Origin of the sequence: Hydrogenophaga pseudoflava NBRC 102511 (genome assembly GCF_001592285.1) — a bacterium.
Classification (GTDB): domain Bacteria; phylum Pseudomonadota; class Gammaproteobacteria; order Burkholderiales; family Burkholderiaceae_C; genus Hydrogenophaga; species Hydrogenophaga pseudoflava.
Genome location: NZ_BCWQ01000020.1, coordinates 26,028 through 51,684, shown reverse-complemented (window position 1 = coordinate 51,684; position 25,657 = coordinate 26,028). Strand labels below are relative to the sequence as shown.

The window sequence follows — 25,657 nt, the reverse complement described above, 5'->3', positions numbered from 1 at the left end:
TCCCGGCGCCTCACGAAGGAGCGTTCGAGATGTCGCCTGTGTCATGGAGCCTGCTGGCTGCCGCTCTGCTGGTGGTGTTCTGGGCCGTCGGAGCCTTCAACCGCCTGACCCGTCTGAAGAACGCGATCGCCAACGCCTTTGGTCAGATCGACGTGCAGCTCAAGCGCCGCTACGACCTGATTCCCAACCTGGTCGAAGTCGCACGCAAGTACCTGGCCCACGAAGCGCAGACGCTGGAGGCTGTGATTGCGGCGCGCAACCAGGCCCGCAGCGCCGAGCAGTCGGCCGCGGCCAGTCCGCTGAACGCTGGCGCCATCGGCGCGCTGGCCGGGGCCGAGCAGGTGCTCGGCGGTGCGCTCGGGCGCCTGATGGCGGTGGCCGAGGCGTACCCGGAACTCAAGGCCGACCAGACCATGCGCGAGCTCAGCGAGGAACTGGCCAGCACCGAGAACCGCATCGGCTTCGCGCGCCAGGCCTACAACGACCACGTGCTGGAATTCAACGACGCGGCGGCGCAGTTCCCGACCCTGATCATCGCGCGCCTGTTCAACTTCCAGACCCAGTCCATGCTGGCCTCGACCACCAGCGAGGCCGAGCGCCAGCCGGTCAAGGTGTCTTTCTGAACGGCGCTGTCCCCGGCCCGTGCTGATCTTCGAATCGCAGCGAGAAGCGCGCGTCCGCACGCTGCGGCTGCTGCTGGCCTTTGGTGTAGCGGTGCTGCTGCTGGTCGTGCTGGTCAATGCCGCGCTGGCCCTCGCCTGGGGGCTCACCTGGAGCTTCTGGGTGCCCGGCGCGGGGTATCCACACTATTTCTTCGAGGTCAACACCGCCGTGACCCTGCTGTTCGTGCTGGGGGGCTGGTGGCTGGAGACGTCCCGCCTGTCGCGTGGCGGCCGGGTGCTGGCAGAACAGATGGGCGCCCGGCTGGCGCAGTCCAGCGACTTCGCCGAGCAGCGCTTTGCCAACATCGTCGACGAGATGGCGATCTCGTCGGGCATGAAACGACCGGTGGCGATGGTGCTGGCGCGAGACGAGGGCATCAACGCCTTCGCCGCCGGCTGGGACGAGGACGACGCGGTGGTGGCGGTGACCAGCGGCGCGCTGGAACACCTGAGCCGCGAGGAACTGCAGGGGCTGGTGGCGCACGAATTCAGCCACATTCGCGAGGGCGACACCCGCCTTAACATGCGGCTGGTGGGCATGGTGTTCGGGCTGGAGATGCTGTTTCGTATGGGCCAGGACCTGGCCGAACCCGACATCCGCGAACACCGCACCCTTGCGACCCTGCTCGGGCTGGCGTTGATGGGCGCTGGCTGGCTGGGCTGGATGACGGGCCACGCGTTGCAGGCCGCGGTCTCGCGCCAGCGCGAGTTCCTGGCCGATGCCCGCTCGGTGCAGTGGACGCGCAGCCGCGACGGTATCGGCGGCGTGCTGCGCAAGGTGATGAGCCAGCAGAACGAGGGTGTGCAGTCGCGTCGCATCGGCTCCATGGTGCAGCACATGCTGCTGGTCGGTACCGAAGAGGGGCGCATGGCACACTGGTTCGACTCCCATCCCTCTCTCGAAGAACGTGTGCGCCGCATTTACGGACGGCGCATGGCGCCTTTGCCCTTGAACCAGGCCTGATCCTTTGAACGACGCTCTTTCTCCGCGCCAGGTGCCCCGCCTGAGCGACCAGTTGCACGAAGTGGCGCGCTGCGTGTTCGCGGTCGAACAGGGGCGCTCGCTGACCGAGGTCCTGCCCCAGGTGCCGTCGGGCCTGCGCCCCGGCGTGCAGTCCCTGACCTTTCAGGTGCTCCGTCACCTGGGCACGGCCCGCGCCGTGGCGCGGCTGCTGGCCCGGCGCCCGCCGGCCCCCGCGGCGCTGGCGCTGCTGCACACCGCGCTGGCCCTGCTGATCGGCGACGGGCAGGGCGCCTCCTACCCGCCCCACACCCTGGTCGACCAGGCGGTCGACGCCGCCAAGCGCGGGCGCGACACGCGCATGCAGTCCGGCTTTCTCAACGCCTGCCTGCGGCGCTACCTGCGCGAATCGTCGGCACTGCTGGCGCAGGCCCGGCAGGACCCGTCTGCCCTCTGGAACCACCCGGCCTGGTGGGTCAAGCGCGTGCGGCGCGACCATCCCGCCCACTGGGAGGCCATCCTGGCGGAGAGCAACCAGCCCGGCCCCATGGTGCTGCGCGTGAACCGCCGCCGCGTGACGCGCGAGGCGTACGCGGCGCAGCTGGCCGAACAGGGCATCGGCGCGGTGCCGCTCGGCGAGGACGGGCTGTTGCTGGCCTCGCCGCAACCCGTGGAACGGTTGCCCGGGTTTGACCAGGGGCTGTGTTCCGTGCAGGACGGTGCGGCCCAGCTGGCGGCCGGCCTGCTGCTGGAGGGCCGCGACTGGCGCCGGGGTGACCGGGTGCTGGATGCCTGCGCGGCGCCGGGTGGCAAGACGGCCCATCTGCTGGAGCGCGCCGACCTGGACCTGCTGGCGCTGGACGTCGATCCGCGCCGCTGCGAGCGCATCCACCAGAACCTGCAACGGCTGGGCCTGCAGGCCGAGGTGCGGGCCGCCGACGCTGGGGAGCCCTCGGGCTGGTGGGACGGCCGCCCCTTCGATGCCATCCTGCTGGATGCGCCATGCACCGCGTCGGGCATCGTGCGCCGCCACCCGGACGTGCGCTGGCTGCGCCGCCCGGGCGATGTCGGGCAGCTGGTGGCGATCCAGCGCCGGCTGCTGGACACCCTCTGGCCGCTGCTCAAGCCAGGCGGGCGCCTGGTCTATTGCACCTGTTCGGTCTTTCGTGCCGAGGGGCAGGAACAGGTCGATGCGTTCCTTGAGCGCCACACCGACGCCCTTGCGCTCCCTTCCCCAGGGCATTTGCGACCCGGAACTGTCATCGTCAACGGGGAGTTCAACGACAATGATCCGGGTGGATACGACGGATTTTTCTACGCCCGCATGGACAAGGCGAGGCCTTGATCCCGTGACGCCCGGACCGACAGTCCGGCCGTGGCGACGGGTGTGGACCTGTCTGCTGGCCGGCGTGCTGCTGTGGTGCCTGATGCTGGCGGCGCCGGCCATGGCCCGCGAACCGGAGGTGCTGCAGAGCACGGTCCAGCGCAGCGCCGATGGCGCCAAGCTGTCGGTGCGGCTGGCCCTGGAAGCCTCTCCCCCGGTGGAAGACGCCCTGCTCAAGGGTGTGCCGCTCTATTTTGTCTGGCAGGCCGACGTGGTCCGGGAGCGCTGGTACTGGACCGACAAGCGCATGGGTTCGGCCTCTCGCACGGTGCGTCTGGCCTACCAGCCGCTGACCCGACGCTGGCGCGTCAGTGTTTCCACCGACGGCGCCCCGAACGCCGCGGGGCTGCAGTACGCACTGCACCAGAACTTCGACGATCTGGACGAGGCGCTGGCCTCCGTCAGCCGGGTGGCGGGCTGGACCATCGTGGAGCCCGGACGCCTGGAGGAGGGGGTGGACTACCGCGCCCAGTGGCGCTTCCGGCTGGACCTGTCGCTGCTGCCGCGACCCTTCCAGATTGGCATGGCCAACCAGCCCGAGTGGCTGATCGAGGTGCAGCGCAGCTTCGACCTGCCGACCCGCAACGATGGCGAGGGCGCGCCCGCAACTGCCACGGGAGACACCCGCTGACCCCGCGGTGGAGGTGAACCAGGTGAAACGGGACGACCCCAAGCTCGACCCCAAGGCCTCCCGGCGGCGGCGCTGGGCGCTGCTGGTGGCGCTGGTGTTCATGGCGGGTCTGGGCCTGGTGCTGATGTTCCTGCTCACGCTGGCCACCCGCAACCGCGCCTTCTACGAACAGAACTTCGGCTGGCTGGCGATGGTGAACGTGGCGGTGGCGGTGCTGCTGGCGCTGATCATCGTGTGGCTGGCCGTGCGTCTCTACATGCGGTTCCGGCTCGGGCGCTTCGGCAGCCGGCTGCTGCTCAAGCTGGCCGCCATCATCGGGCTGGTGGGCGTGCTGCCGGGGGTGCTCATCTACACCGTGTCCTACCAGTTCGTGTCGCGTTCCATCGAAAGCTGGTTCGACGTGCGCGTCGAGTCGGCCCTGGCCGCCGGCCTGAACCTCGGGCGCACCACCCTGGACACCATGAGTGCGGACCTGGGGGAAAAAACCCGCATGGTGGCGGAGGAGCTGGCGCGCCAGCCCCGCTCGTCGGCGCTGCTGGCCATGGAACGCCTGCGCACGCGGCTGGGGGCCAGCGACATGGTGCTCTGGAGCGCGTCCGGGCAGGCGCTGGCCACGGCGGGCGCATCCCGCTTCGACTTCACACCCAACCGGCCGCCGCTGGCGGTGCTGCGCACCGTGCGCGCCAAGCGGGTGGTGGCGCAGGTCGAAGGACTGGAGGAACGGGACGCCGGAGACAGCGACATCGAGGGGCTGGCGCTCGGCCAGGCCCGCATCAAGGTGCTGGCACTGGTCAGCGCGCCGGGCTTCGATCTGGACGATGAACCGCGCTACCTGCAGGTGGTGGTGCCGCTGTCCGAGGCGCTGGTCACCGACGCGCTGGCGGTCCAGGTGGCCAACCGCGAATACCAGGAGCGTGCCCTGGGTCGCGAAGGCCTGCGGCGGATGTACATCGGCACCCTGACCCTGGCGCTGTTCCTGTCCGTGTTCGGCGCCGTGCTGCTGGCCGTGGTGCTGGGCAACCAGATGGTGCGGCCGCTGCTGGTGCTGGCCGAGGGCATGCGCGAGGTGGCGCAAGGCGACCTCTCGCCCAAGGCGGCCATGGCCTCGCGCGACGAACTGGCCGGGCTCACGCGCACCTTTGCCCGCATGACCCAGGAACTGGCCGATGCACGAGAGACGGTGCAGCGCAGCATGCAGCAGGTGGACGCGGCGCGCGACAACCTGCAGACGATCCTGGACAACCTCACCGCAGGCGTGGCGGTGCTGGACGAGCAGGGGCGGCTGCGCAGCGTCAACCCCGGCGCCTCGCGCATCCTGCGCACACCGCTGGCCCTGCACCTGGGCCAGCCGCTGACCGAGCTGCCGGGGCTGGAAGCCTTCGGACAGGGGGTGATGCAGCAGTTCGAGCGCTTCCTGTCGGACGACACGCCGCATGGCGGTGGTCACTGGCAGCAGTCGTTCGAGCTCGGGGAGCACGACCGCCTGCCGGTCGAAGGCAGCATCACCCTGATCGCCCGCGGCGCGCGGCTGCCCAACAACGAGCGGCTGCTGGTGTTCGATGACGTCTCCGAGATGGTGTCGGCCCAGCGCGCACAGGCCTGGGGCGACGTGGCACGGCGTCTGGCGCACGAAATCAAGAACCCGCTGACGCCGATCCAGCTCTCGGCCGAGCGGCTGGCGATGAAGCTCGAAGGCAAGGTGCAGCCCTCCGAACAGGCCATCCTCAACAAGTCGGTGCGCACCATCGTCGACCAGGTCGACGCCATGAAGCGCCTGGTCAACGAGTTCCGCGACTACGCCCGCCTGCCGGCGGCGCACCTGGCGCCCACCGACCTCAATGCCCTGATCAAGGACATTCTGGTGCTCTACGACCACGCGGCGATCCCGGTGCGGACCGAGCTGGCCGAACAACTGCCGCCCGTGATGGCCGACCCGCAGCAGGTGCGCCAGATCGTGCACAACCTGGTCCAGAACGCGCAGGACGCCATGGCCGGTCAGACCGACGCCTTTGTGCTGCTGCGCACGCGCCGGTCGGACAGCGGGCCCTGGGTCCGGCTGGCGGTGATCGATCAGGGGCCCGGGTTTGCCGAACACATCCTCAAGCGCGCCTTCGAGCCCTATGTGACCACCAAGTCCAAGGGCACCGGACTGGGGTTGGCGGTGGTCAAGAAAATCATGGAGGAGCACGGCGGCCGGGTCGACATTGGCAACCGCATGACGGAGAACAAAGTGACGGGGGCGCAAGTGTCGTTATCATTCGCAGTTGCGAATTGACAACATCGAACGAGGGACACTTTCGGGACCATGGCAACTATTCTGGTAGTAGACGACGAGCTGGGCATCCGCGACCTGCTCTCCGAGATCCTCAACGACGAAGGGCACACCGTCGAACTGGCGGAGAACGCCGCCCAGGCGCGCAGTGTGCGCACCCAGCTCAGACCCGATCTCGTGCTGCTGGACATCTGGATGCCCGATACCGACGGCGTGACACTGCTCAAGGAATGGGCCAGCTCCGGCATGCTGACTATGCCGGTGATCATGATGAGTGGCCACGCCACCATCGACACGGCGGTCGAGGCCACGCGCATCGGCGCCACCGCCTTTCTTGAAAAACCCATCACGCTTCAGAAGCTGCTCAAGGCGGTGGACATTGGTCTGAACAAGCCCATGCACAAGCCGGTGGCCCCGGTGGTGCAAAAGCCCGGGTTGCAGATTGCACCCGCCGACCTCACGGTCGAGGCGGCCATGACCGGTGGCACCCTGCCAGAGATGGTGCTGGACATCGGGCCGCAGTCTCATCAGTCCTTCAACCTCGACGGCCCGCTGCGCGAGGCGCGGGACGAGTTCGAGAAGGCCTATTTCGAATACCACCTGGCCAAGGAGTCCGGTTCGATGACCCGCGTGGCGGAGAAGACCGGCCTGGAGCGCACCCACCTCTACCGCAAGCTCAAGCAGCTGGGGGTGGATCTGGCGCGCAGCAAGCGCAATGCACTTTGATCGGCCTCGCGCAAAAGTACTGCTATAATCGAGAGCTCTTGGCCCGGTAGCTCAGTTGGTAGAGCAGCGGATTGAAAATCCGCGTGTCGGTGGTTCGATTCCGCCCCAGGCCACCAAATTCCAGAACGCCCAGCACCCGCTGGGCGTTTTGCTTTGTGGCTGTCTCCTCCATGAGATCCTCGATCCACATCGTCGACGTCGACCGCACCGAGACCTGGACGCGTTACCGCGCCGGCATGTGCGACAGCTGCCAGGCCAACTGCTGCACCATGCCGCTGGAAGTGCGGCTGCCCGATCTTGTGCGGCTGGGCATCGTGGACGTCTTCGAGGTCGAGCACGAGGCACCCAAGCAGATCGCCCGGCGGCTGGAGAAAGCCGGTCTGATCGACCACTTCAACTTCAAGCACGAGGTCTTCACCATCGCGCGGCGGGCCAGCGGTGACTGCCACTTCCTGGACGCGAAGACGCGCCGCTGCACCGTCTACGAGCAGCGGCCCGACACCTGCCGCAAGCACCCGCAGGTGGGGCCGCGGCCAAACCACTGCCCTTACGGAGCGAAGCGCCAGACGGGAGGCACGGGTCATGACCGCTGAGCATTTGCCGCGCCTGCTGGCCGACGACCTGCGTGCGCTGGCAGCGGCACGACAGCCGGGGCGCTGCTCGGCCTGTGCGCCGCTGGTGGGCGCCGGCTGGGACTCGGTGCCGGCCACCTTCGACCTGTCCGCTCTGCGGTGCGTCGGCACGCTGCGCGACGGGCATATCGACGAGCCCACGCTGCTGGAACACCATCCGCGCGGCACGCACGCCTGGTCGCCCGATGCGCCCATCGCCCCAGCCTTCTTTCCCTACAACCGGTGCGATGTGTGGGTCTGCAGGGCCTGCGCGCGTCCCTTCCTGCGCTACACCGAATACGGCGGCTACTACGAGGACCAGCGCATTCGCGAACTGGGCGCGGGGCTGCTGGACGACACGCAGCCCTGAGGGGCGGCGGCTCAGTGTCCCGCGGGCGCCCGCTGCAACAGGAACTGCAGCGCCGGGCCGGCGTCGGACCGGCCTTCGGCGGGGCGGCGCTGGCCCCGGATGGTCCGGCCGCAATCGGAGGGCTGGCCGTTCCACACCGCGTCCATGGCCCGGCCGTCGGCCGATTCGTCGAGATTGAACTCGCCGTCGTCGCCCACGTCCCCCGCCACCTCGGCTTCGAGGTCGGCCCCCGGGCCGGAGCGGCGCAGCCGTCCGCGCACGCTGCCGGGGTATTCGGGATGGGGTCCGAACAGCATGGCGCCGGTGGAGGCGGGCGCCGATTCGCTGCCGCCTTCGGGCCAGAGGACCAGGCGCCAGAGGCCGTGCAGGTCCTGCGCCTTGAGCTCGGTCGCGGTGGGACAGGGGGATGCCAGCGGCGCCAGCGGAGACTGGGCGCGGGCTGTGGACGCTAGGCCCAGCAGCGCCAGACTGGTCAGCACCAGGGCAAGCACGGAAGGTGCGGGCCGTCTCACATCGCCTCCGGCTTGGGGGCGGCCGCGGCGCGCTGCGCGAACTCGGCCCGCAGCGCGCGCAGCTTCTCGCGCGGGTCTTCCTTCACCGTGGCCTGGTCCAGCGCCATTTCCTTGATGAAGCGGCTGGGCGTGCCGGGCACGCTCTCGCGGCCTTTCTTGCGGCGCTTGAGCCAGCTCACCGCCAGCGTGCGCTGGGCGCGCGTGATGCCGACGTACATCAGGCGTCGCTCTTCCTGCACCCGCAGCGCCAGCAGTTCAGCGCTGAGGTCGCTGTCGGCGTCATCGGTCTTGAAGGGCAGCAGACCTTCGTTCACGCCCACCAGCATCACGTGCGGCCACTCCAGACCCTTGGACGCGTGCAGGGTGGAAAGCGTGACCACGTTCTGGTCCTGCTCGCGGTCGGAGAGCGTGGAAATCAGCGCGATGGTCTGCACCACTTCCAGCAGGCTCTTGCGCTCGCTCTCCACCTGCACGCCCGCGCCATCGTCTTCCATCTTGCCGCCGCAGCGCCCGGCCACCCAGTCGATGAAGTCCATCACGTTGGTCCAGCGCGCTGCCGCGATTTTCTCGTTCTCTTCGCTGTCGTAGAGGTACTGCTCGTAGCCGATGTCTTTGAGCCACTGCAGCAGGAAGGCGAGCGCAGCCTCGTGGCCGACGGTGTGGCGGGCGCGGTATTCCAGGTCGTTCACCTGCCGGCCGAACTCGTGCAGCGCGGTGATGGCGCGGCTGTTCACCGCGCTGGGTAGCGAATGCGAGAACAGCGCCTCGAACAGGCTGAGCTTGTACTGCGTGGCAAAGGTGCCCAGCTGCCCCAGCGTGGTGTGGCCAATGCCGCGCTTGGGTGTGGTGGCCGCGCGCAGGAAGGCCGGGTCGTCGTTGTTGTTGGTGATCAGGCGCAGCCAGGCACAGAGGTCGCGGATCTCGGCCTTGTCGAAAAAGCTCTGCCCGCCCGAGACCTTGTAGGGGATCTGCGCGCGGCGCAGCGCCTGTTCGAACGAGCGCGCCATGTGGTTGGCGCGGTAGAGGATGGCGAAGTCGCGCCACTCCTTGTACTGCGAGTTCGCGCGCAGGCTCTGGATGCGCGCCACCGCGCGTTCGGCCTCGTGCTCCTCGTTGTCGGCGTCCACCACCCGCACCGGCTCGCCTTCGCCCAGGTCGCTCCACAGCGTCTTGGGGAACAGCTTGGGGTTGGGGCCGATCACGTGGTTGGCCGCGCGCAGGATGGCGCTGGTGGAACGGTAGTTCTGCTCCAGCTTGATCACGCGCAGCTGCGGGAAATCGATGGGCAGCTTCTTGAGGTTGTCCAGCGTGGCGCCGCGCCAGCCGTAGATGGACTGGTCGTCGTCGCCCACGGCGGTGAAGCGCGCGCGTTCGCCCACCAGCAGCTTGAGCAGCTCGTACTGCGTGGCGTTGGTGTCCTGGTATTCGTCGACCAGCACATGGCCCAGCTTCTTCTGCCACTTCTCGCGCACCTCGGCGTGCTCGCCCAGCAGCTTGAGCGGCAGGCGGATCAGGTCGTCGAAGTCCACGCTCTGGTAAGCGGTCAGGCGCTCTTCGTAGCGCGCCATGATGGTCGCGGTCACGCGCTCGTTCTCGTCCTTTGCGCGCTTGAGGGCATCGGCCGCGGTCATGCCTTCACCCTTCCAGCTGCTGATGGTCCACTGCCAGGCGCGCGCGGTGTTGGCGTCGGTGGTGCCGCCACAGTCCTTGAGGAGGCTGGTGATGTCGTCGGTGTCGAGGATGGAGAACTGTGGCTTGAGGCCCAGCACCTGGCCGTCTTCGCGCAGCAGCCGCACGCCCAGTGCGTGGAAGGTGCAGATCAGCACCTTGCGCGCGTCGCGCCCCACCAGGTGGCCAGTGCGTTCGCGCATCTCGGCGGCGGCCTTGTTGGTGAAGGTGATGGCCGCGATGCGGTCCGCCGCCAGCCCGGCCTGGATCAGCCGGCCGATCTTGTGCGTGATCACCCGTGTCTTGCCCGACCCGGCGCCCGCCAGCACCAGGCTGGGGCCGCCCAGGTGGTTCACAGCGTCGAGCTGGGCAAGGTTGAGGCCGGGGCCGGGGGAGGACATGAGGGCGGGAGGCAGCGCAAGACGAAGCGGCGAATGATACCGGCGGGGTGCAGGCCGCGCCGGCGCGACACCCGATGCACCGGCCAAAGCGTGCGCCCTGAGACAATCGCCCCCTGTGCTCAACATCCTGATCGTCACCTTCCCCTTCTTCGCGCTCGTGGCCGCGGGCTTTGTCGCCGCCCACCGGCGCATGCTGCCGCTGGAGGCGATCCCGGGGCTCAACGGCTTCGTGCTGTACTTTGCGCTGCCCTGCATGCTCTACCGCTTCGGCTCGACCACGCCGATCGCGCAGCTGCTCAATGTCACCGTGGCGGGCGTCTACCTGCTCTGTGCCCTGGTGATGGTGGCGTTCGCCATCGTCTGGACCATGGACCGCCGCATCCGCTGGAACGACGCCTCGCTGGGCGCGCTGGTGGCGGCGTTTCCCAACTCGGGTTTCATGGGCGTGCCGCTGCTGGTGGCGCTGCTGGGGCCCGCGGCGGCGGGGCCGGCCATCCTGACCATGCTGGTGGACATGGTCGTCACCAGCTCGCTGTGCGTGGCGCTCTCGCGCCTGGACGAAGGCGAGGGTCATGGGCGCGATGCCATGATCGACGCGGGCAAGAAGGCGCTCAAGGGGGTGGCCGCCAACCCCATGCCCTGGGCCATCCTGCTCGGTGCCCTGGCGTCGTACGCGCAGTTCAGCCTGCCCGGCCCGGTCGAGAAGACCGCCTGGCTGCTGGCCGACGCGGCGTCGCCCGTGGCGCTGTTCACCATCGGCGCGGTGCTGGCGCGTTCGCAGATCCAGTCCAGCCACCCGATGCCGCTGAGCGACTACCTGCCGGTGGCGGTCATGAAGCTGGTGCTGCACCCGTTGCTGGTGCTGGCGGTGGGTCTGGCGGTGCGGCAGCTCGGCGTGCCGCTGGACGGCTTCGCGCTCACGGTCATCGTGCTGGTGGCCGCGCTGCCGAGCGCCAGCAACGTCTCGCTGCTGGCCGAGCGACTGGGCGCGGACAACGGGCGCATCGCCCGCATCATCCTGGTGACCACCGTCGCCGCCTTCATCACCTTCTCGGGCGCGGTGTCGCTGCTGACCTGAGCCGGGGGCTCAGCGGCCAGAGGCTCAGCGCGCCAGCGCCGGCTCGGTCTGCACGGGCGCGGCGCGCTCGGGTTGCGCGGCCGGTGTGGCCTGCGCCTGCTGCAGATCCTGTACCCGGTCCAGGTGCGCGGTGGTGCTGCTCTGGAGCGCCTCGTCCACACGGACCTCGTTGAAACGCCCGTTCTGGTGCTGCACCGCCACCTGTTCCCCGTTCTTGCTGAGCAGATAGCGCTTCGGGTCGCCCCAGTCCGGGTGCTCGGCCGCCTTGGCCACACAGGCCGCGCTGACCTGCAGACACTGTTCGCCGTCCAGTCCCCGCGCCTTCAGTCCGGGCGCCAGCTCGGTGTAGGACTGGCGCAGCTGCGCCTTGGTCTGCTCGGACATGCGGGGTTTGACCGTGATGCGGGGTTTGGTTTCGTCGTCGACCATCCAGCGCAGCTGCTTCCTGCCGTCCTCATCGGTCAGCACGTCGCCGTTGCGCGCGGTCTGGTAGTTCTCCGTGCGGATCATGGCCGGCTCGTTCGGGTTGTGGCGCTGCTCGGCCGGCACGTCGGCCAGCGGCACGCCGCGGCGCTGGAAATAGGCCGTCACGCCCTCGTGCACGTTGGCCGCCGTGCCGTCGCGGTCGTAGCCGCCGCCCACGCCGACGTGGTTGCCCGGGTGTTTCACCGTGGTCACACGTGGGTCGTCGCTGTAGTCCACGGGCCGGAACCAGCTGCGGCTTTCGTGCTCGGCCTGCACCACCAGCACCTGGCCCTTGACGTTGGCCGGGATGCCCGTTTCGCCCTGGACGCCGGTGGCCACCGGGTCCATCAGCGCCATACCGGTGATGGGAACGCTGCCGGGCGGGGCCACCACGGTGCCGTCGGGCGCGACCAGGCCCCGGTCGTTGACCAACTGGGCGAAGCGCACGGCGGCGGCGCAGCCTCGGCTGAAGCCGGTGACGGAGGCGCCGAGGTCGGCTGGGGTGGCGCCGGGGTGGGTGGAGAGGTACTCGTTGGACGACTTCACGAAGTCACGGTAAGCCTTTTCGGCGGCGGCATCGACGGCGGGCGTGGGGTTCGGGCCGGCGTTGACGATGTTGCCCTGGTCGCCGCCGGTGCCGACGCCGGGGTAGTACCTTGTTTGAAGCGTGTCCGACGCTGCGCTTTCTGCCTGTTTGAACAGATTCCCAACGTTGGTAGGGTGAGGGTCCCCAGACAGTTTCAGTTTGTCTTTGTTGTTGTTCGTACCGTCAAAGGTCGCGAAGAAGTTGAAGCGGCTGGTGGTTCCGCCTTTGCCCGCTTCTTCCATGGCTGCGCGGGCGGCTGGCAAGCCTGCCATCTCTTCATCGGTCAGGGGGCGCACAAGTGACGTGCCCATGGCTATTTCCCTCCCGCTTTTTCGATGGTCGGGAAGATCTCGTAAGTCACGTTGTATTTGGAGTGCCAGGTGCGATGGGTGGCGGTCTTGCCCCAAGGCTTTTGTGCCACGGGCGTCATCACATACACATAGAGTCGACGCCCATCGATCACAAAAGTGAGTTCGTGGTCGGTCATGTCCTTGGGCAGCCGGTCCCGCAAATCGAGCTGCTCTTCGAAAACCTCGCCTGTGGCCTTGAGGCGCCATTTGACGCGAAGAAATTCACCGACCGGCATGGGACCGTTGACACCTGTGGTTGGTGGCAGCCCCGGCTTGCCCGCGTACAAGGATGAGCTGGGTTTTGCCAGGTCTTCGCGAACCATGTGGTATTGGTCGCCATAGGCGTAAGCCAGCAGATCGACCGACTCGGCCCATCCATCTTTCTGTCCGTCAAAGCTGAACGCATGCGGCACCACCGTTGACACCATCTTCGGCCCCGTCGCACAGCCCGCCAGCACCACCAGTAGGCTCAGCGCCAGCCAACGCCGCCACAGGCGACCAAACACGGTCTGAATCGTCTTCATGTTCTTTCCTCCCCAGGTTGAATTCACTCAGGCGCGCATTGAAGCACGACCCGGCGCCCAGCCTCCATCCCCCTTGCAGGGTTTGCCAGTGGGGCGTGTTGCGCCGCCGCATTGGCAATGGCTATGAAATTGATGAAAGCAATTAGTTCGACTTTTTGATAGTGAACTTCTAAAGTCTGGGCTCATCAACCAGACCGGAGCCTGTCATGAAGCCGTCCTCATCGTCTCTCACCGTTCACAGCGACTGGATCGAGGCGCTGGCGGCCCTGGCTGCTGCGCACTGAGTCCCGTTTCCGGCCCACCCACCTCAGGAGATCACCATGAGCAACCCGAACACCGAAGCCAAGTGTCCCTTCCACGCCGCCGGCGGCGCCCGCGCCACGCACGGCGCCCAGTCCAACGCCGACTGGTGGCCCAACCAGCTGAACCTGTCCATCCTGCACCAGCACCAGCCGGTGTCCAACCCGATGGACCCGGACTTCGACTACGCCGAAGCGTTCAGGAAGCTCGACTTCAAGGCCCTGAAGAAAGACCTGGCCGACCTGATGACCCAGAGCCAGGACTGGTGGCCCGCCGACTACGGCCACTACGGCGGCCTGATGATCCGCCTGGCCTGGCACGCCGCCGGCACCTACCGCACGGCAGACGGCCGCGGCGGCGCCAACACCGGCAACCAGCGCTTCGCGCCGCTGAACTCCTGGCCCGACAACGGCAACCTCGACAAGGGCCGCCGCCTGCTGTGGCCGATCAAGCAGAAGTACGGCAACGCCATTTCGTGGGCCGACCTCTTCATCCTGGCCGGCAACGTGGCGATGGAAACCATGGGCTTCAAGACCTTCGGCTTCGCCGGTGGCCGCCCCGACATCTGGGCGCCCGAAGAGGACATCTACTGGGGCGCCGAGAAGGAATGGCTGGCCACCAGCGACAAGCCCAACAGCCGCTACAGCGGCGAGCGCGATCTGGAGAACCCGCTGGCTGCCGTGCAGATGGGCCTGATCTACGTGAACCCGCAGGGCCCGGACGGCAAGCCCGACCCGGTCGCCTCGGGCAAGGACGTGCGCGAGACCTTCGCCCGCATGGCCATGAACGACTACGAAACCGTGGCCCTGGTGGCTGGCGGCCACACCTTCGGCAAGATGCACGGAGCCGGTGACGCGGCCCTGGTCGGGCCCGAACCCGAGGCCGCGCCTATTGAGGAAATGGGCCTGGGCTGGAAGAACGCGCACGGCACGGGCAAGGGGGGTGACACCACCACCAGCGGCTTCGAAGGCGCCTGGAAGCCCAACCCCACGCAGTGGGACATGGGCTACTTCAAGGTGCTCTTCAAATATGAGTGGGAGCAGATGACCACGGCGGCCGGCGCCATCCAGTGGCGCGCCAAGAACGTCGAGCCCGAGGACATGGTGGTCGACGCCCACGACCCCAGCAAGAAGCACCCGCCGGTGATGACCACGGCCGACCTCTCGCTGCGCTTCGACCCGGCCTACGAGAAGATCTCGCGCCATTTCGCCGCGAACCCGGACGAGTTTGCCGACGCCTACGCCCGCGCCTGGTTCAAGCTGACCCACCGCGACATGGGCCCCAAGGCCCGCTACCTCGGCCCCGAAGTGCCGGCCGAAGACCTGATCTGGCAGGACCCGGTGCCCGCTGTCGACCATCCCCTGATCGACGCCGCCGACGCCAGGGAGCTCAAGGCCCGCGTGCTGGCCAGCGGCCTCTCCGTGAGCGAGCTGGTTTCGACCGCCTGGGCATCGGCCTCGACCTACCGCGGCTCCGACATGCGCGGCGGAGCCAACGGTGCCCGCATCCGCCTGGCGCCACAGAAGGACTGGGAGGCCAACCAGCCGGCCCAGCTGGCCAAGGTGCTGGCGGTGCTGGAAGAGATCCGGCGCGGCTTCAACGCCGGCGCTGCGGGCAGCAAGAAAGTCTCTCTGGCCGACCTGATCGTGCTGGCCGGCAACGCGGGTGTCGAGGCTGCTGCGAAGGCTGCTGGCCACCCGGTCGAGGTGCCTTTCACCCCCGGCCGCACCGACGCCACGGCCGAGCAGACCGATGTGGAGTCCTTCGCGGTGCTGGAGCCGGTGGCCGACGGCTTCCGCAACTACCGCAAGCAGGCCTTCCGCGTGTCGCCCGAAGAGATGCTGCTCGACAAGGCGCAGCTGCTCACGCTCAGCGCGCCGGAAATGACGGTGCTGGTCGGTGGCCTGCGCGTGCTTGGCGCCAACCACGGTGGTTCGAAGCACGGCGTGTTCACCCAGCGCCCGGGCCAGCTGACCAACGACTTCTTCGTCAACCTGGTGGACATGTCGACCCAGTGGAAGCCCACTGGCGACAACGCCTACGAAGGGCGTGACCGCAAGAGCGGTGCGGTGAAGTGGACGGCCACCCGCGTCGACCTGGCCTTCGGTTCCAACTCGCAGCTGCGCGCGATCGCCGAGGTCTATGCCCAGAGCGACAACGGCACGAAGTTCGTCAAGGACTTCGTGGCCGCCTGGAACAAGGTGATGAACCTGGACCGCTTCGACCTGAAGAAGTAAGACCCTGAACGGGCGCGCGTGCTGCCCGGGCCCCCGGTGTCCGCCCAGGAACCCGGGGGCTTCTTTTTGGAGGTCAGTCCTTGAGCTCGGGGAAGTCGCGATCGAAGAACTCGTCCGGCAGGCGCTCGTCCACGCCGCGCGCCTGTTCGGCGCGGCGCAGCTCGACGCGGCGGATCTTGCCCGAGATGGTCTTGGGCAGGTCGGCGAAGGACAGGCGGCGGATGCGCTTGTACGGCGCCAGCCGCTCGCGGGTGAAGGCGAAGATGTCGCGCGCCAGCTCGGGGCTGGGCTGCTGGCCGGCCACCAGGACCACCACCGCCTTGGGCACCGACAGGCGCACCGGGTCGGGGCTGGGCACCACCGCCGCTTCCGCCACCGCCGGGTGTTCGATCAGCACGCTCTCCAGCTCGAAGGGGCTGATGCGGTAGTCGGAGGACTTGAACACGTCGTCCGCGCGACCGACGTAGGTGATGTAGCCCTCGTCGTCGACGCTGGCGACATCGCCGGTGCGGTAGTGGCCGGCGCGGGTGGCCTCGGCGGTCTTGCCGGCGTCGCCGGCGTAGCCGACCATCAGGCCCAGGGGTCGCTGCTCCCCCAGCACCAGCGCCACCTCGCCTTCGCGCGCGGGCCGGTCGTCGACGTCGAGCAGCGCCACGGTGTAGCCCGGCAGCGGGCGCCCCATGGAGCCGGGCTTGACCGGCTGGCCGGGCGGGTTGCCGATCTGCGCGGTGGTCTCGGTCTGGCCGAACCCGTCGCGGATGGTGATGCCCCAAGCCTTCTGCACCTGGTCGATCACCTCCGGGTTCAGCGGCTCGCCAGCACCGATCAGTTCGCGCAGCCGGGTCTTGACCGCGGCCAGGTCCTGCTGGATCAGCATGCGCCACACCGTCGGCGGCGCGCACAGGGTGGTCACCTCGTACTTCACCAGCACATCGAGCAGGGCGGCCGCATTGAAGCGGCTGTAGTTGTAGAGGAACACGCAGGCGCCCGCGTTCCAGGGCGCGAAGAAGCAGCTCCAGGCATGCTTGGCCCAGCCCGGCGACGAGATGTTCATGTGGCGGTCGTTGGGCTGCAGGCCGATCCAGTACATCGTGGACAGATGACCGACCGGGTAGGACTGGTGGGTGTGCAGCACCAGCTTGGGCTTGGAGGTGGTGCCCGAGGTGAAGTACAGCAACAGCGGGTCGTCGACGTGCGTCGCGCCGTCCGGGGTGAAGCGCTCGGACGCCGCCGCCGCGTCCTCGAAGGCCTTCCAGCCCGCAGGGGCGCCCCCCACCGCGATGCGGCCGAAGTCGCCCGGCAGCGGGTCGAACTTGGCGGTGTGGGCCGCGCCGACCACGACGTGGCGGACCTGTCCGCGCTCCAGCCGGTCCAGCAGGTCGTCCGGGGTGAGCAGCGTGGTCGCCGGGATCACCACCGCGCCCAGCTTGAACGCGGCCAGCATGGTCTCCCACAGCGGCACCTCGTTGCCCAGCATGAGCAGGATGCGGTCGCCGCGCCGCACGCCCTGTTCGCGCAGCCAGTTGGCCACGCGGCTGGAGCGGGCCGAGAGCTCGGCGAAGGACAGCTTCGACTCGCGGCCGTCTTCCTCCACGATCCAGAGCGCGGGCTGGTGATTGCCCTCGGCCATGGCGTCGAAATAGTCCAGCGCCCAGTTGAAGTGCTCCATGCGTGGCCAGCGGAAATCGCGGTACGCGGTGGCGTAGTCGCTGCGGTGCTGCAGCAGGAAGTCGCGTGCGGCCAGAAAGTCGCGGACAGCGCTCATGGGGTCTCCTTTGTTGTGATGGAAGGCAGGCAGGGCGGCCTTGTCGTCCGGGCGCGTCGCCTGTTGCTTGACCTTGGCCGACAAGCCGCGCTTTCCGGTAGCCACTTTTGGCAATCGTAGCGGCCTGCGGCCTGCCCGCCACAGGGTCCTTGGGCGCGTCGCGGCGCTGTGCCACCATGCCCGCATGTTCGGCCTGCTCGTTCCCTTGCTGGCTCGGCGGCGCCCGGAGGGCGAGCGCCGGCACTGGGCGTGGCTGTCCGGTTTCGTGCGGCCGCGCGCACGCGCCATGGCGGGCGTGATGGCGCTCTCGGTCATCGCCACGGCCCTGGTGCTGCTGCAGCCGCTGCTGGTCAAGCGGCTGATCGACGACGGGTTGATCGCACGCAGCCACGAGGTGCTCTGGACCACCGCGCTCTTCATGCTGCTGGCCGGGCTGGCGGCCACGCTGCTGGCCGGTCTCAACCGCTACCTGCACACGAAGCTGTCGGCCGCGGTGCTGTTCGACCTGCGGCACGACCTGTTCGCGCACCTGCAGCGGCTCTCGCCGGCGTTCTGGGCGCGGCGCCGCACCGGCGACGTGATGTCGCGGCTGGACGGCGACATGGCCGAGATCCAGCGCTTCGCGGTCGACAGTCTGTTCGCCGTGCTGTCCAACCTGCTGGGCCTGCTGGGCGCGCTGGGCTGGATGCTCTGGCTGTCGTGGGAGCTGACGCTGCTGGTGGCGCTGCTGCTGCCGCTGGAGTGGTGGTGGCTGCGGCGCATGCGCCCGCGCGTGGCGGACGGCACACGCGCGCTGCGCGAGCGCTCGGGCGATGTGTCCAGCTTCTTCGTCGAGGTGCTGCCCGCGCTCAAGTTCGTGCAGGCCAGCCGGCAGGAGGCGCGCGAGGCGCAGCGGCTGGACGGGCTGCACGCGGGCTACCTCTCGTCGCTGCTGCGGCTGCAGATCATCGAGTTCGCCACCCACGCCGTGCCCGGCCAGCTCACTGCCTGGACCCGCGCGCTGGCCTTTCTCATCGGCGGCGCCTGGGTCATCGACGGCCAGTGGGCGCTGGGCTCGCTGGTCGCGTTCTCCACCTACCTCGGCATGGCCAGCGGCCCGGTCAACAGCCTGCTGGGCTGGTACGTGGGGCTGCAGAGGGTGCGCGTGAGCCTGGAGCGCGTGGCCGAACTGCGCGACGAGCCGGTGGCCGTGAGCGACCCGCTTGAGCCGGTGCCGCTGCCAGCGCCACTGCGGGGCGAATTGCGGCTGGAGGCGGTGGTGTTTGCGCACGCGGGCGGCGGCGAGCCGGTGCTGGCCGGGGCGAGCGCGCTCATCCCGGCCGGCGCCTGCGTGGCACTGACCGGGGCGTCCGGTGCCGGCAAGAGCACGCTGATCGACCTGCTGCTGCGCCACCACGACCCGCAGGCCGGCGCGGTGACGCTCGACGGCGTGGACCTGCGCCAGCTCGCCCTGGCCGAGCTGCGCCGCGCCGTCGCAGTGGTGAGCCAGGACATCGTGCTGTTCCGTGCGCCGCTGCTGGAGAACCTGCGCTACGCCTGCCCGGGCGCCGACGACGCGGCGGTGGCGCAGGCCGCGCAGCGCGCCGGCCTGGGCGGGTGGATCGCTTCGCTGCCCGAGGGGCTGCACACCACCGTGGGTGAGCGCGGTCAGACGTTGTCGGGCGGCCAGCGCCAGCGCATCGCCATTGCGCGCGCGCTGCTGCAGGACCCGGCCGTGCTGGTGCTGGACGAGGCCACCTCGGCGGTGGACGAGGCGATGGAGGCGCAGATCCTGGCCCAGATCGACACCTGCTTCGCGGGCCGCACGCGCCTCATCGTCAGCCACCGGCCCAGCGCCTGGGCCGGCTGCTCGATGCGGCTGCACCTGAGCGGCGGTCGGCTCGACGTTATGCGGCCGGAGGCCTCGCATGGCTGAACCGGTGCGGGTGGGCGTGGTCGACAGCGGCTGGCCGCTGGCGCTGCAGGACCGGGTGCTCGCGGCGCAGAGTTTCGTGGCCGGTGGCGGCGACGCGATGGACCGCCTGGGCCACGGCGCGCGTACCCTGCAGGCCATGACCGCCCTGGCGCCCGACGCCCGCTTCGTGGTGGCCCAGGTGTTCGGCGAGGCGCTGCGCACCGACATGGCCACGGTCGCGCGCGCGGTGGACTGGCTGGTGAAAGAGGGCGCCACCGTGATCAACCTCAGCCTGGGCGTGCGGCAGGACTACCCGGCCTTGCGCGCCGCCTGCGAGTGCGCCGTGGCGAGCGGCTGTCTGCTGGTCGCGTCCACGCCCGCGCGCGGCGAACCGGTGTTCCCCGGCGCCTACCCGGGTGCGATCCGCGCCATGGGCGACGCGCGCTGCGCACCCGGTCAGCACTCGGCGCTGTTGTTGCCCCACGCCGACTTCGGCGCCTGCGTGCTGCCACCCGATGGCGACCGCGCGCACGCCGGCGCCAGCCTGGGTTGCGCGCACCTGAGCGGGCGCGTGGCTGCGCTGCTGGCGGGCGGGGTGGCGCGGGACCGGGCGGCCGTCTGGCAGGCGCTGGTCGACAGCGCGGCCTTCCACGGCCCTGAGAGGAGAACGCGGTGACGCGGATCGACCGCGGCATCGTGGTGCTGGGCGCCGGTCCGGCCGGCGCCGCCGTGGCGCTGGGCCTGCGCCGGCTCGGCCATGCCGTTACCGTGGTCGGCACGCCGCGCGCCTTCGACGCCATCGAAGGTGTGTCGGACCGCGTGGTGGCCGGGTTGCGCGGCGTCGGCATCGAGGCGGCGTTGGCCGCCATCGCCGAACCTTCGCCGCGCCGCGCCACCTGGGCCGGTTCCACCACCGCGCTGAACCACGAACGCCTGGTCGACCGCGCCGCCTTCGACCGGCTGCTGTGGCAGGAGCTGCAGGACCACGGCGTCGAGTGTCTGCTCGCGCGGGTGATGCGATGGGTGCCCGGCGAGTCTGGCGACGGTGGGCACACGTTGCAGATCCAGCGCCCCGACGATGCGCAGCCGCAGACCCTGCGCGCGCGCTTCGTGGTCGAGGCGCGTGGCCGCCTCGCGCCGCACCCGCCGCAGGGCGTGACCCGCGGGCCCGAGACCGTGGCGCTGCTCTGGCGCGGGCAGGGGGCACCGGGCGGCGCTGCGGGGTCGGCGGTGGAAAGCCTGCCGGGCGGCTGGGCCTGGTGCGCACGGCTGCCGGGTGGCGCGGTGGCCTTGCAGCTCACGGTCGATCCGTCGGCCATCACCTTGCCGCCGCGCGCGCAGCTCGGCGCCTTCATCCGCGAACGGCTGTCCACGGTCGAGGCGGCCTTGCCATTTCTGGATACCGCGGCCACCGAGGTGCACGCGCTGGCACGCACCAGCGGCGCCGTGCTCGCGCCCGAGGTCTGCGGTGACCGCTGGCTGCGCGTCGGCGACGCCGCGATGGCGGCCGATCCGCTCTCGGGCAACGGCATCTTCCAGTCGCTCTCGTCGGCGCTGCAGGCGCCGATGGTGGTGCACACCCTGCTGAACCACCCGGCCGACGCGCCGCACGCGCAGCGCTTCCACACCGAGCGGGTGCAGGGCCTGTTCCAGCGCTTCGCGCGCATCGGCCGCGACTTCTACGCGCAGGAGGCGCGCTGGGCCGGCGAACCTTTCTGGGCCGTGCGCCGCGCCTGGCCCGATGCACTGCCGGCCCACGGCGCAGAAGGCGACGCACCGCCGCACATCGAACAGCGCCCGGTGGTCGACCGCGACCGCATCCGGCTGGCCGAGGTGCTGGTCACGACCGAGCAGCCGCTGGGCATCTGGCATGTGGACGGGGTCGAGGTGGCGCCGCTGTGGCGCGCTGCGCGGGCCGCGCCGGGGCGCGAGGTCGAGGCCCTGGCGCCGCTGCTGGGCGGCTCGGTGCCGCGGGCGCAGGCGGCGCTGCGCTGGCTGCGCGCGCAGGGCGGGCGGTAGCCGTCGGCCGCGGCCGCTCAGTGTTTCACCGCGGCCTTGAGCGTGGCCGAGGGCAGCTCGCCGAACAGCGACTTGTATTCCGAGGCAAACCGCGAGGGGTGCCAGAAGCCCCAGCGCGCCGCGATGTCGGCCACCGGCGCGCGCTCGTCGGTCTGGCGGCGGATCTCGCGCCGCGCGCCGTTCAGGCGCATGTTGCGCAGGTAGCGCGCCGGATTGGTGCCCAGCACATCCTGGAACGAGTACTGCAGCGTGCGGCGCGAGACGCGGATGTGCGCACACAGGTCGCTCACGGTGATCGGCTCGTCCACATGCTCGCGCATGTAGTCGCGCGCCTTGTTCACCACGTACTGCCGCGTGCAGGCCGTCAGGTCCTTGGCGGTGTTCTCGGTCGGGCCACACAGGCCCAGCACCGTGCTGTGGATGCCTTCGGCCAGGCAGCGGCGCAGGGTGTCGTGGCGCAGCATGTCGGGCGAGTGGCGCAGGCTCTGCATCAGGCTGGTGAGCACGCCCCCCAGCTCGTCCTGCTCGCCTTTGTGGATCAGGCCGTTGTCCACGCAGGTGCCGGGCGGCGGCAGCTCGCCCACGCGCTGGCAGTAGGCGGCGAAACGCTCCATGTTCACCGTCACCGCGGCCAGGGTCACGCGCTGCGGCGTGCGGAAGTGGAACTCCTTGCCGCCGCGCAGGAAGAAGTAGTGGTCGGGACTGACCGGGGTGCCGCAGAAGCGCCCGTCGTCGCTGATGTTCAGCAGGGCCGCCAGCGTCATGGTGCCGGCCTGGGGCTGGCCGTACTGCTGCACCACCTGGTTGGTGTCCTCGCGGAAGATCTCGATGCCGTCGAAGCGGTAGCTCTCGAAGTGGCCGTCGAAGCTGCCGTGGCTCATCTGCTCGTAGCACTGGCCCCAGTCGGTCAGGCAGGCGGCCTGTTCGTCGGCGTCGTGCGTGTCGCTCACGCGCACGTCCACCACGTCGGCGGTGGCGCTGCGCGGGGCGGGATGTCCTAGGAACCGGTTCATGGGGCGACTCGCAATTCGTGGGGCGGGATCTGCACACGGGTGGTGCGCGCCTGTGCTGCGGTGCAAAAAACATGCCGCCGGGCAGGTCCGCAAGCGTTTGCCAAAAGTGGATACGGCGCCATCGGGAATCTCCCTAAAGTGAATCGCACGCCGCCACGAAGGCGGTGACTTTGCGAGGAGAGAACCCCCATGAACTGGAAACAGACACTCAGGTCGCTGCTGCCGCTGGGTGCGGCGCTGGCGTGGCTGGCGGCAACGCCGGCCGCGGGCGCCGCCACTGCGCAGGAGATCATCAACAGCAAGTGCGTCACCTGCCACACCAAGGTGGGCGACCAGGTCAACCGCCTGCAGCAGCGTAAGTCGCCCGAGAGCTGGCTGATGACGGTGACCCGCATGCGCACCATGCACGGCGCGCAGCTCTCGCCCGAGGAGGTGCGCACCGTGGTGAAGCACCTGGCCGACACCCAGGGCCTGGCGCCGTCCGAAACCCAGGGCGCGCGCTTCGCCATGGAGCGGCGCCTGAACACCATCGAGCAGCACAAGACGGAGCTGTTCGGCCAGATGTGCGCGCGCTGCCACTCCGGCGCGCGGGTGGAACTGCAGCGCCGGCCGATGGCCGAGTGGGAGCACCTGGTGCACTTCCACCTGGGCCAGTTCCCGACCACCGAGTACCAGGCCGGCGGCCGCGACCGCGACTGGCTGGGCATTGCGCTCAAGGAGATGGTGCCCTACCTGGCCAAGACCTACCCCTACGAGTCCAAGGCCTGGGACGAATGGAAGGCCCAGGCGCCGGTGAGCCCGGTGGGCCGCTGGACGGTGGCCGGCCGCTGGCCCGGCAAGGGCGACTACGCGGGCGTGATGACGGTGGCGGCAGGCAACGCGGCCGACCGCTACGCGGTGGAGCTGGACGGCAGCTGGGCCGACGGCAGCCCGCTCAAGGGCAGCGGCGCGGCCCTGGTCTACACCGGCTACGAGTGGCGCGCCGACCTCGACGTGGGCGGCGTGAAGATGCGCCAGGTGATGGCGCTGGACGGCGACCGCGCCAGCGGCCGCATGTTCGAGCGCGACCAGGACGCCAGCGGTGGCGACCTGAACGCGGCGCGGCAGGACAAGGGCGCGGTGGTGCTGGCGGTGCAGCCGGCGCTCATCCGCGCGGGCGAGACGACCACGCTGCGCATCGTCGGCACCGGGCTCGACGGCGAGGTGAAGCTGCCCAAGGGCCTGAACGTGGCCGAGACGGTCTCGCGCGATGCGAACCAGCTGGTGCTCAAGGTGAGCGCGGCGAAGTCCGCGGCCCGGGGCGTGAAGGCGCTGCAGGTGGGCGCGGCGAGCAGCCCGCTGGCGGTGTTCGACCGCATCGACTACGTGAAGGTGGCGCCCGAGTACGCGGTGGGCCGCATCGGTGGCAACGGTGGTTCGACGCCGGTGGTGCAGGGCCGTTTCGAAGCCATCGCGCACTCGGTGGGGCGCGACGGCAAGAAGGGCACCAAGGACGACTGGGCCATCGGTCCGGTGCCCGCCAAGTGGTCGGTCGAGCCCTTCAACGAGACCGCCAAGGAAGACCGCGACGCCGAGTTCGCCGGCCTGATGGACGCCGACACCGGCATCTTCACGCCGGCCGGCGCCGGCCCCAACCCGAAGCGCCGCATGAGCACCAACAACGCCGGCAACCTGAACGCGGTGGCGACGGTGACCGAAGGCAAGAAGACGCTGACCGGCAAGGGCCACTTCATCGTCACCGTGCAGCGCTGGAACAACCCGCCGCTACCCTGAGCGCACACCACAAGGAGCACAGACATGAGTGACATCCTGAGCCTGCGCGAACACAACCTGCACAAGGTGCGGGTGGGCGAGCGCACGATGATGCTGCACATCCCGACCAACGCGCTGTACGGCATCGACGAGATGACCGACACCGTGCTGGAGCGGGTGCGCGCCGAATCCCTCTCGGCCGACCAGCTGGTGCAGCAACTGCGCGGCCGGTTCGACGAGCAGCACCTGCGCGAGACCGTCGGCGAGCTGCTGACGCTGGACCTGCTGAGCGACGGCCGCCCCGCGCCCGCCGCCAAGCCGGTCACGACGGTGGGCAACCTGGCGATCAACACCGTGGTGCTGAACGTCAACACCGGCTGCAACCTCAGCTGCACCTACTGCTACAAAGAAGACCTCGACACGCCCGACAAGGGTCGGCGCATGTCGCTGGAAACCGCGAAGCAGTCGATCGAGCTGATGCTGGCCGAGTCGCCCCACGAGAAACGCTTCAGTGTGGTGTTCTTCGGCGGCGAGCCGCTGTCCAACATCAAGCTGATCCGCGCGGTGGTGGACTACTGCGAGGCCCGCTTCGCCCAGCTGGGCAAGCAGGTGGACTTCGTGATGACCACCAACGCCACGCTGCTGACCGACGAGATCGTGGACTGGCTGGACGAGCACCGCTTCGGCCTGTCGATCAGCATGGACGGCCCCGAGGCCATCCACGACCGCAACCGGCGCACGGTGGGTGGCAAGGGCACCTACCGCACGGTGAGCGAGAAGGCGCGCAAGCTGCTGGCTCGCTACCACGCGCGGCCCGTCGGCGCCCGCGTCACGCTCACCCACGGCACCACCGAGGTCGAGCGCATCTGGGACCACCTGTTCAACGAGCTGGGTTTTGCCGAGGTCGGTTTTGCGCCCGTCACCTCGGGCGACATCGACACCTTCAACCTCTCGGTCGAGGAGCTGCACGAGGTCTTCGCCGGCTTCAAGCGGCTGGGCGAACGGTATCTCGCCGAAGCGCTGCAGGGCCGCACCACCGGCTTTTCCAACCTGCACCAGCTCATCACCGACCTGCACGAGGGCCAGCGCAAGGCGCTGCCCTGCGGCGCGGGGCTGAAGATGCTGGCGGTGGACCACGAGGGCGGCCTCAACCTCTGCCACCGCTTCACCGGCTCCTCGCTGCCGACCTTTGGCGACGTCAAGACCGGCATCGAGAAACAGGCCCTGGGCGCGTTCCTCGACCAGCGGCTGGACCGCACGGGTACCGGCTGCGAGACCTGCCGCATCCGCAACTTCTGCGCCGGCGGCTGCTACCACGAGAGCTACGCCCGCTACCAGGACCCGGTGCACCCGACCTACCACTACTGCGAACTCATGCGCGACTGGGTGGATTTCGGCATCGGCGTCTACAGCGAAATCATGGCCAAGAACCCGTCCTTCATCGACCGCTTCATCTCACCGCGAAAGGTGCACTGA

At 69.4% G+C, this 25,657-nt stretch carries 21 protein-coding genes and 1 tRNA gene; 16 read left to right on the top strand and 6 right to left on the bottom strand.

Going from position 1 to position 25,657, the window contains the following annotated elements; genetic code table 11:
- The first annotated feature begins 29 nt into the window (after nucleotides 1–29).
- The 9 genes from HPS01S_RS20220 to HPS01S_RS20180 all read left to right on the top strand — a co-directional run bounded on the left by HPS01S_RS20220 (nucleotide 30) and on the right by HPS01S_RS20180 (nucleotide 7,617).
- Complete coding sequence (locus HPS01S_RS20220; RefSeq protein ID WP_066160521.1) at nucleotides 30–623, top strand: LemA family protein; 594 nt, start codon at nucleotides 30–32, stop codon at nucleotides 621–623.
- Between the two features lie 19 nt (nucleotides 624–642).
- Nucleotides 643–1,626 (top strand): M48 family metalloprotease, encoded by a 984-nt coding sequence (locus HPS01S_RS20215; RefSeq protein ID WP_066160518.1) that lies wholly within the window; start codon nucleotides 643–645, stop codon nucleotides 1,624–1,626.
- A gap of 4 nt (nucleotides 1,627–1,630) precedes the next feature.
- Nucleotides 1,631–2,968, top strand: coding sequence for a 16S rRNA (cytosine(967)-C(5))-methyltransferase RsmB (rsmB, locus tag HPS01S_RS20210; protein ID WP_066160515.1), 1,338 nt, complete (start codon nucleotides 1,631–1,633; stop codon nucleotides 2,966–2,968).
- Nucleotides 2,969–3,008: 40 nt separating this feature from the next.
- Nucleotides 3,009–3,638, top strand: a complete 630-nt coding sequence (locus HPS01S_RS20205) for a DUF4390 domain-containing protein (RefSeq protein WP_066160512.1) — start codon at nucleotides 3,009–3,011, stop codon at nucleotides 3,636–3,638.
- Nucleotides 3,595–5,913: a sensor histidine kinase gene (locus HPS01S_RS20200; protein WP_084397587.1), complete on the top strand. Its 2,319-nt coding sequence runs from the start codon at nucleotides 3,595–3,597 to the stop codon at nucleotides 5,911–5,913. Before HPS01S_RS20205 ends, HPS01S_RS20200 begins: the two co-directional genes overlap by 44 nt.
- A gap of 30 nt (nucleotides 5,914–5,943) precedes the next feature.
- The gene (locus HPS01S_RS20195) at nucleotides 5,944–6,636 is read left to right on the top strand and encodes a response regulator (protein ID WP_066160509.1); all 693 of its coding nucleotides are present in this window, start codon (nucleotides 5,944–5,946) and stop codon (nucleotides 6,634–6,636) included.
- A 40-nt stretch (nucleotides 6,637–6,676) separates the two neighbouring features.
- Nucleotides 6,677–6,752 (top strand) — tRNA-Phe (locus HPS01S_RS20190).
- 54 nt (nucleotides 6,753–6,806) lie between these two features.
- Nucleotides 6,807–7,229, top strand: a complete 423-nt coding sequence (locus HPS01S_RS20185) for a YkgJ family cysteine cluster protein (protein WP_066160506.1) — start codon at nucleotides 6,807–6,809, stop codon at nucleotides 7,227–7,229.
- Nucleotides 7,219–7,617, top strand: a complete 399-nt coding sequence (locus tag HPS01S_RS20180; protein ID WP_066160503.1) for a hypothetical protein — start codon at nucleotides 7,219–7,221, stop codon at nucleotides 7,615–7,617. The genes HPS01S_RS20185 and HPS01S_RS20180 overlap by 11 nt, the downstream gene beginning before the upstream one ends.
- 11 nt (nucleotides 7,618–7,628) lie before the next feature.
- Here HPS01S_RS20180 and HPS01S_RS20175 read toward each other — a convergent pair whose 3' ends face one another.
- Together HPS01S_RS20175 and HPS01S_RS20170 are read right to left on the bottom strand one after the other, a co-directional pair.
- Complete coding sequence (locus HPS01S_RS20175) at nucleotides 7,629–8,108, bottom strand: hypothetical protein (protein WP_066160500.1); 480 nt, start codon at nucleotides 8,106–8,108, stop codon at nucleotides 7,629–7,631.
- 17 nt (nucleotides 8,109–8,125) lie between these two features.
- Nucleotides 8,126–10,198, bottom strand: coding sequence for an ATP-dependent helicase (locus tag HPS01S_RS20170; protein ID WP_066160498.1), 2,073 nt, complete (start codon nucleotides 10,196–10,198; stop codon nucleotides 8,126–8,128).
- Between the two features lie 115 nt (nucleotides 10,199–10,313).
- Here HPS01S_RS20170 and HPS01S_RS20165 point away from each other — a divergent pair, with 115 nt between their 5' ends.
- On the top strand, nucleotides 10,314–11,276 hold the full coding sequence (locus HPS01S_RS20165; protein WP_066160495.1) for an AEC family transporter: 963 nt from the start codon (nucleotides 10,314–10,316) through the stop codon (nucleotides 11,274–11,276).
- Between the two features lie 24 nt (nucleotides 11,277–11,300).
- On the opposite strand, the gene HPS01S_RS20160 is transcribed toward HPS01S_RS20165, so the two are convergent.
- Together HPS01S_RS20160 and HPS01S_RS21995 are read right to left on the bottom strand one after the other, a co-directional pair.
- Nucleotides 11,301–12,638 carry a phospholipase effector Tle1 domain-containing protein gene (locus HPS01S_RS20160; RefSeq protein ID WP_066160492.1) on the bottom strand — a complete coding sequence of 446 codons (1,338 nt, stop codon included), beginning with the start codon at nucleotides 12,636–12,638 and terminating at the stop codon, nucleotides 11,301–11,303.
- A 2-nt stretch (nucleotides 12,639–12,640) separates the two neighbouring features.
- Nucleotides 12,641–13,201 carry a hypothetical protein gene (locus tag HPS01S_RS21995; protein ID WP_066160490.1) on the bottom strand — a complete coding sequence of 187 codons (561 nt, stop codon included), beginning with the start codon at nucleotides 13,199–13,201 and terminating at the stop codon, nucleotides 12,641–12,643.
- Between the two features lie 320 nt (nucleotides 13,202–13,521).
- Between HPS01S_RS21995 and katG the strand changes: the two genes are divergently transcribed.
- On the top strand, nucleotides 13,522–15,738 hold the full coding sequence (katG, locus tag HPS01S_RS20150) for a catalase/peroxidase HPI (protein WP_066160487.1): 2,217 nt from the start codon (nucleotides 13,522–13,524) through the stop codon (nucleotides 15,736–15,738).
- A gap of 73 nt (nucleotides 15,739–15,811) precedes the next feature.
- On the opposite strand, the gene HPS01S_RS20145 is transcribed toward katG, so the two are convergent.
- On the bottom strand, nucleotides 15,812–17,503 hold the full coding sequence (locus tag HPS01S_RS20145) for an AMP-binding protein (RefSeq protein WP_066160567.1): 1,692 nt from the start codon (nucleotides 17,501–17,503) through the stop codon (nucleotides 15,812–15,814).
- Nucleotides 17,504–17,687: 184 nt separating this feature from the next.
- Here HPS01S_RS20145 and HPS01S_RS20140 point away from each other — a divergent pair, with 184 nt between their 5' ends.
- Genes HPS01S_RS20140 through qhpG form a run of 3 tightly spaced genes read left to right on the top strand, consistent with a single transcriptional unit; the run spans nucleotide 17,688 to nucleotide 21,416 of the window.
- Nucleotides 17,688–19,418 (top strand): ABC transporter ATP-binding protein, encoded by a 1,731-nt coding sequence (locus HPS01S_RS20140; RefSeq protein WP_157576482.1) that lies wholly within the window; start codon nucleotides 17,688–17,690, stop codon nucleotides 19,416–19,418.
- Nucleotides 19,411–20,073, top strand: coding sequence for a subtilisin-like serine protease QhpE (gene qhpE, locus HPS01S_RS20135; protein WP_066160482.1), 663 nt, complete (start codon nucleotides 19,411–19,413; stop codon nucleotides 20,071–20,073). The genes HPS01S_RS20140 and qhpE overlap by 8 nt, the downstream gene beginning before the upstream one ends.
- Nucleotides 20,070–21,416: a flavin-dependent monooxygenase QhpG gene (qhpG, locus tag HPS01S_RS20130; protein ID WP_218016613.1), complete on the top strand. Its 1,347-nt coding sequence runs from the start codon at nucleotides 20,070–20,072 to the stop codon at nucleotides 21,414–21,416. The genes qhpE and qhpG overlap by 4 nt, the downstream gene beginning before the upstream one ends.
- A gap of 17 nt (nucleotides 21,417–21,433) precedes the next feature.
- Here qhpG and HPS01S_RS20125 read toward each other — a convergent pair whose 3' ends face one another.
- Nucleotides 21,434–22,429 carry a helix-turn-helix domain-containing protein gene (locus tag HPS01S_RS20125; protein WP_066160475.1) on the bottom strand — a complete coding sequence of 332 codons (996 nt, stop codon included), beginning with the start codon at nucleotides 22,427–22,429 and terminating at the stop codon, nucleotides 21,434–21,436.
- Nucleotides 22,430–22,618: 189 nt separating this feature from the next.
- Here HPS01S_RS20125 and peaA point away from each other — a divergent pair, with 189 nt between their 5' ends.
- Together peaA and peaB are read left to right on the top strand one after the other, a co-directional pair.
- Complete coding sequence (peaA, locus tag HPS01S_RS20120) at nucleotides 22,619–24,202, top strand: quinohemoprotein amine dehydrogenase subunit alpha (protein WP_066160472.1); 1,584 nt, start codon at nucleotides 22,619–22,621, stop codon at nucleotides 24,200–24,202.
- Nucleotides 24,203–24,226: 24 nt separating this feature from the next.
- Complete coding sequence (gene peaB, locus HPS01S_RS20115; RefSeq protein WP_066160469.1) at nucleotides 24,227–25,657, top strand: quinohemoprotein amine dehydrogenase maturation protein; 1,431 nt, start codon at nucleotides 24,227–24,229, stop codon at nucleotides 25,655–25,657.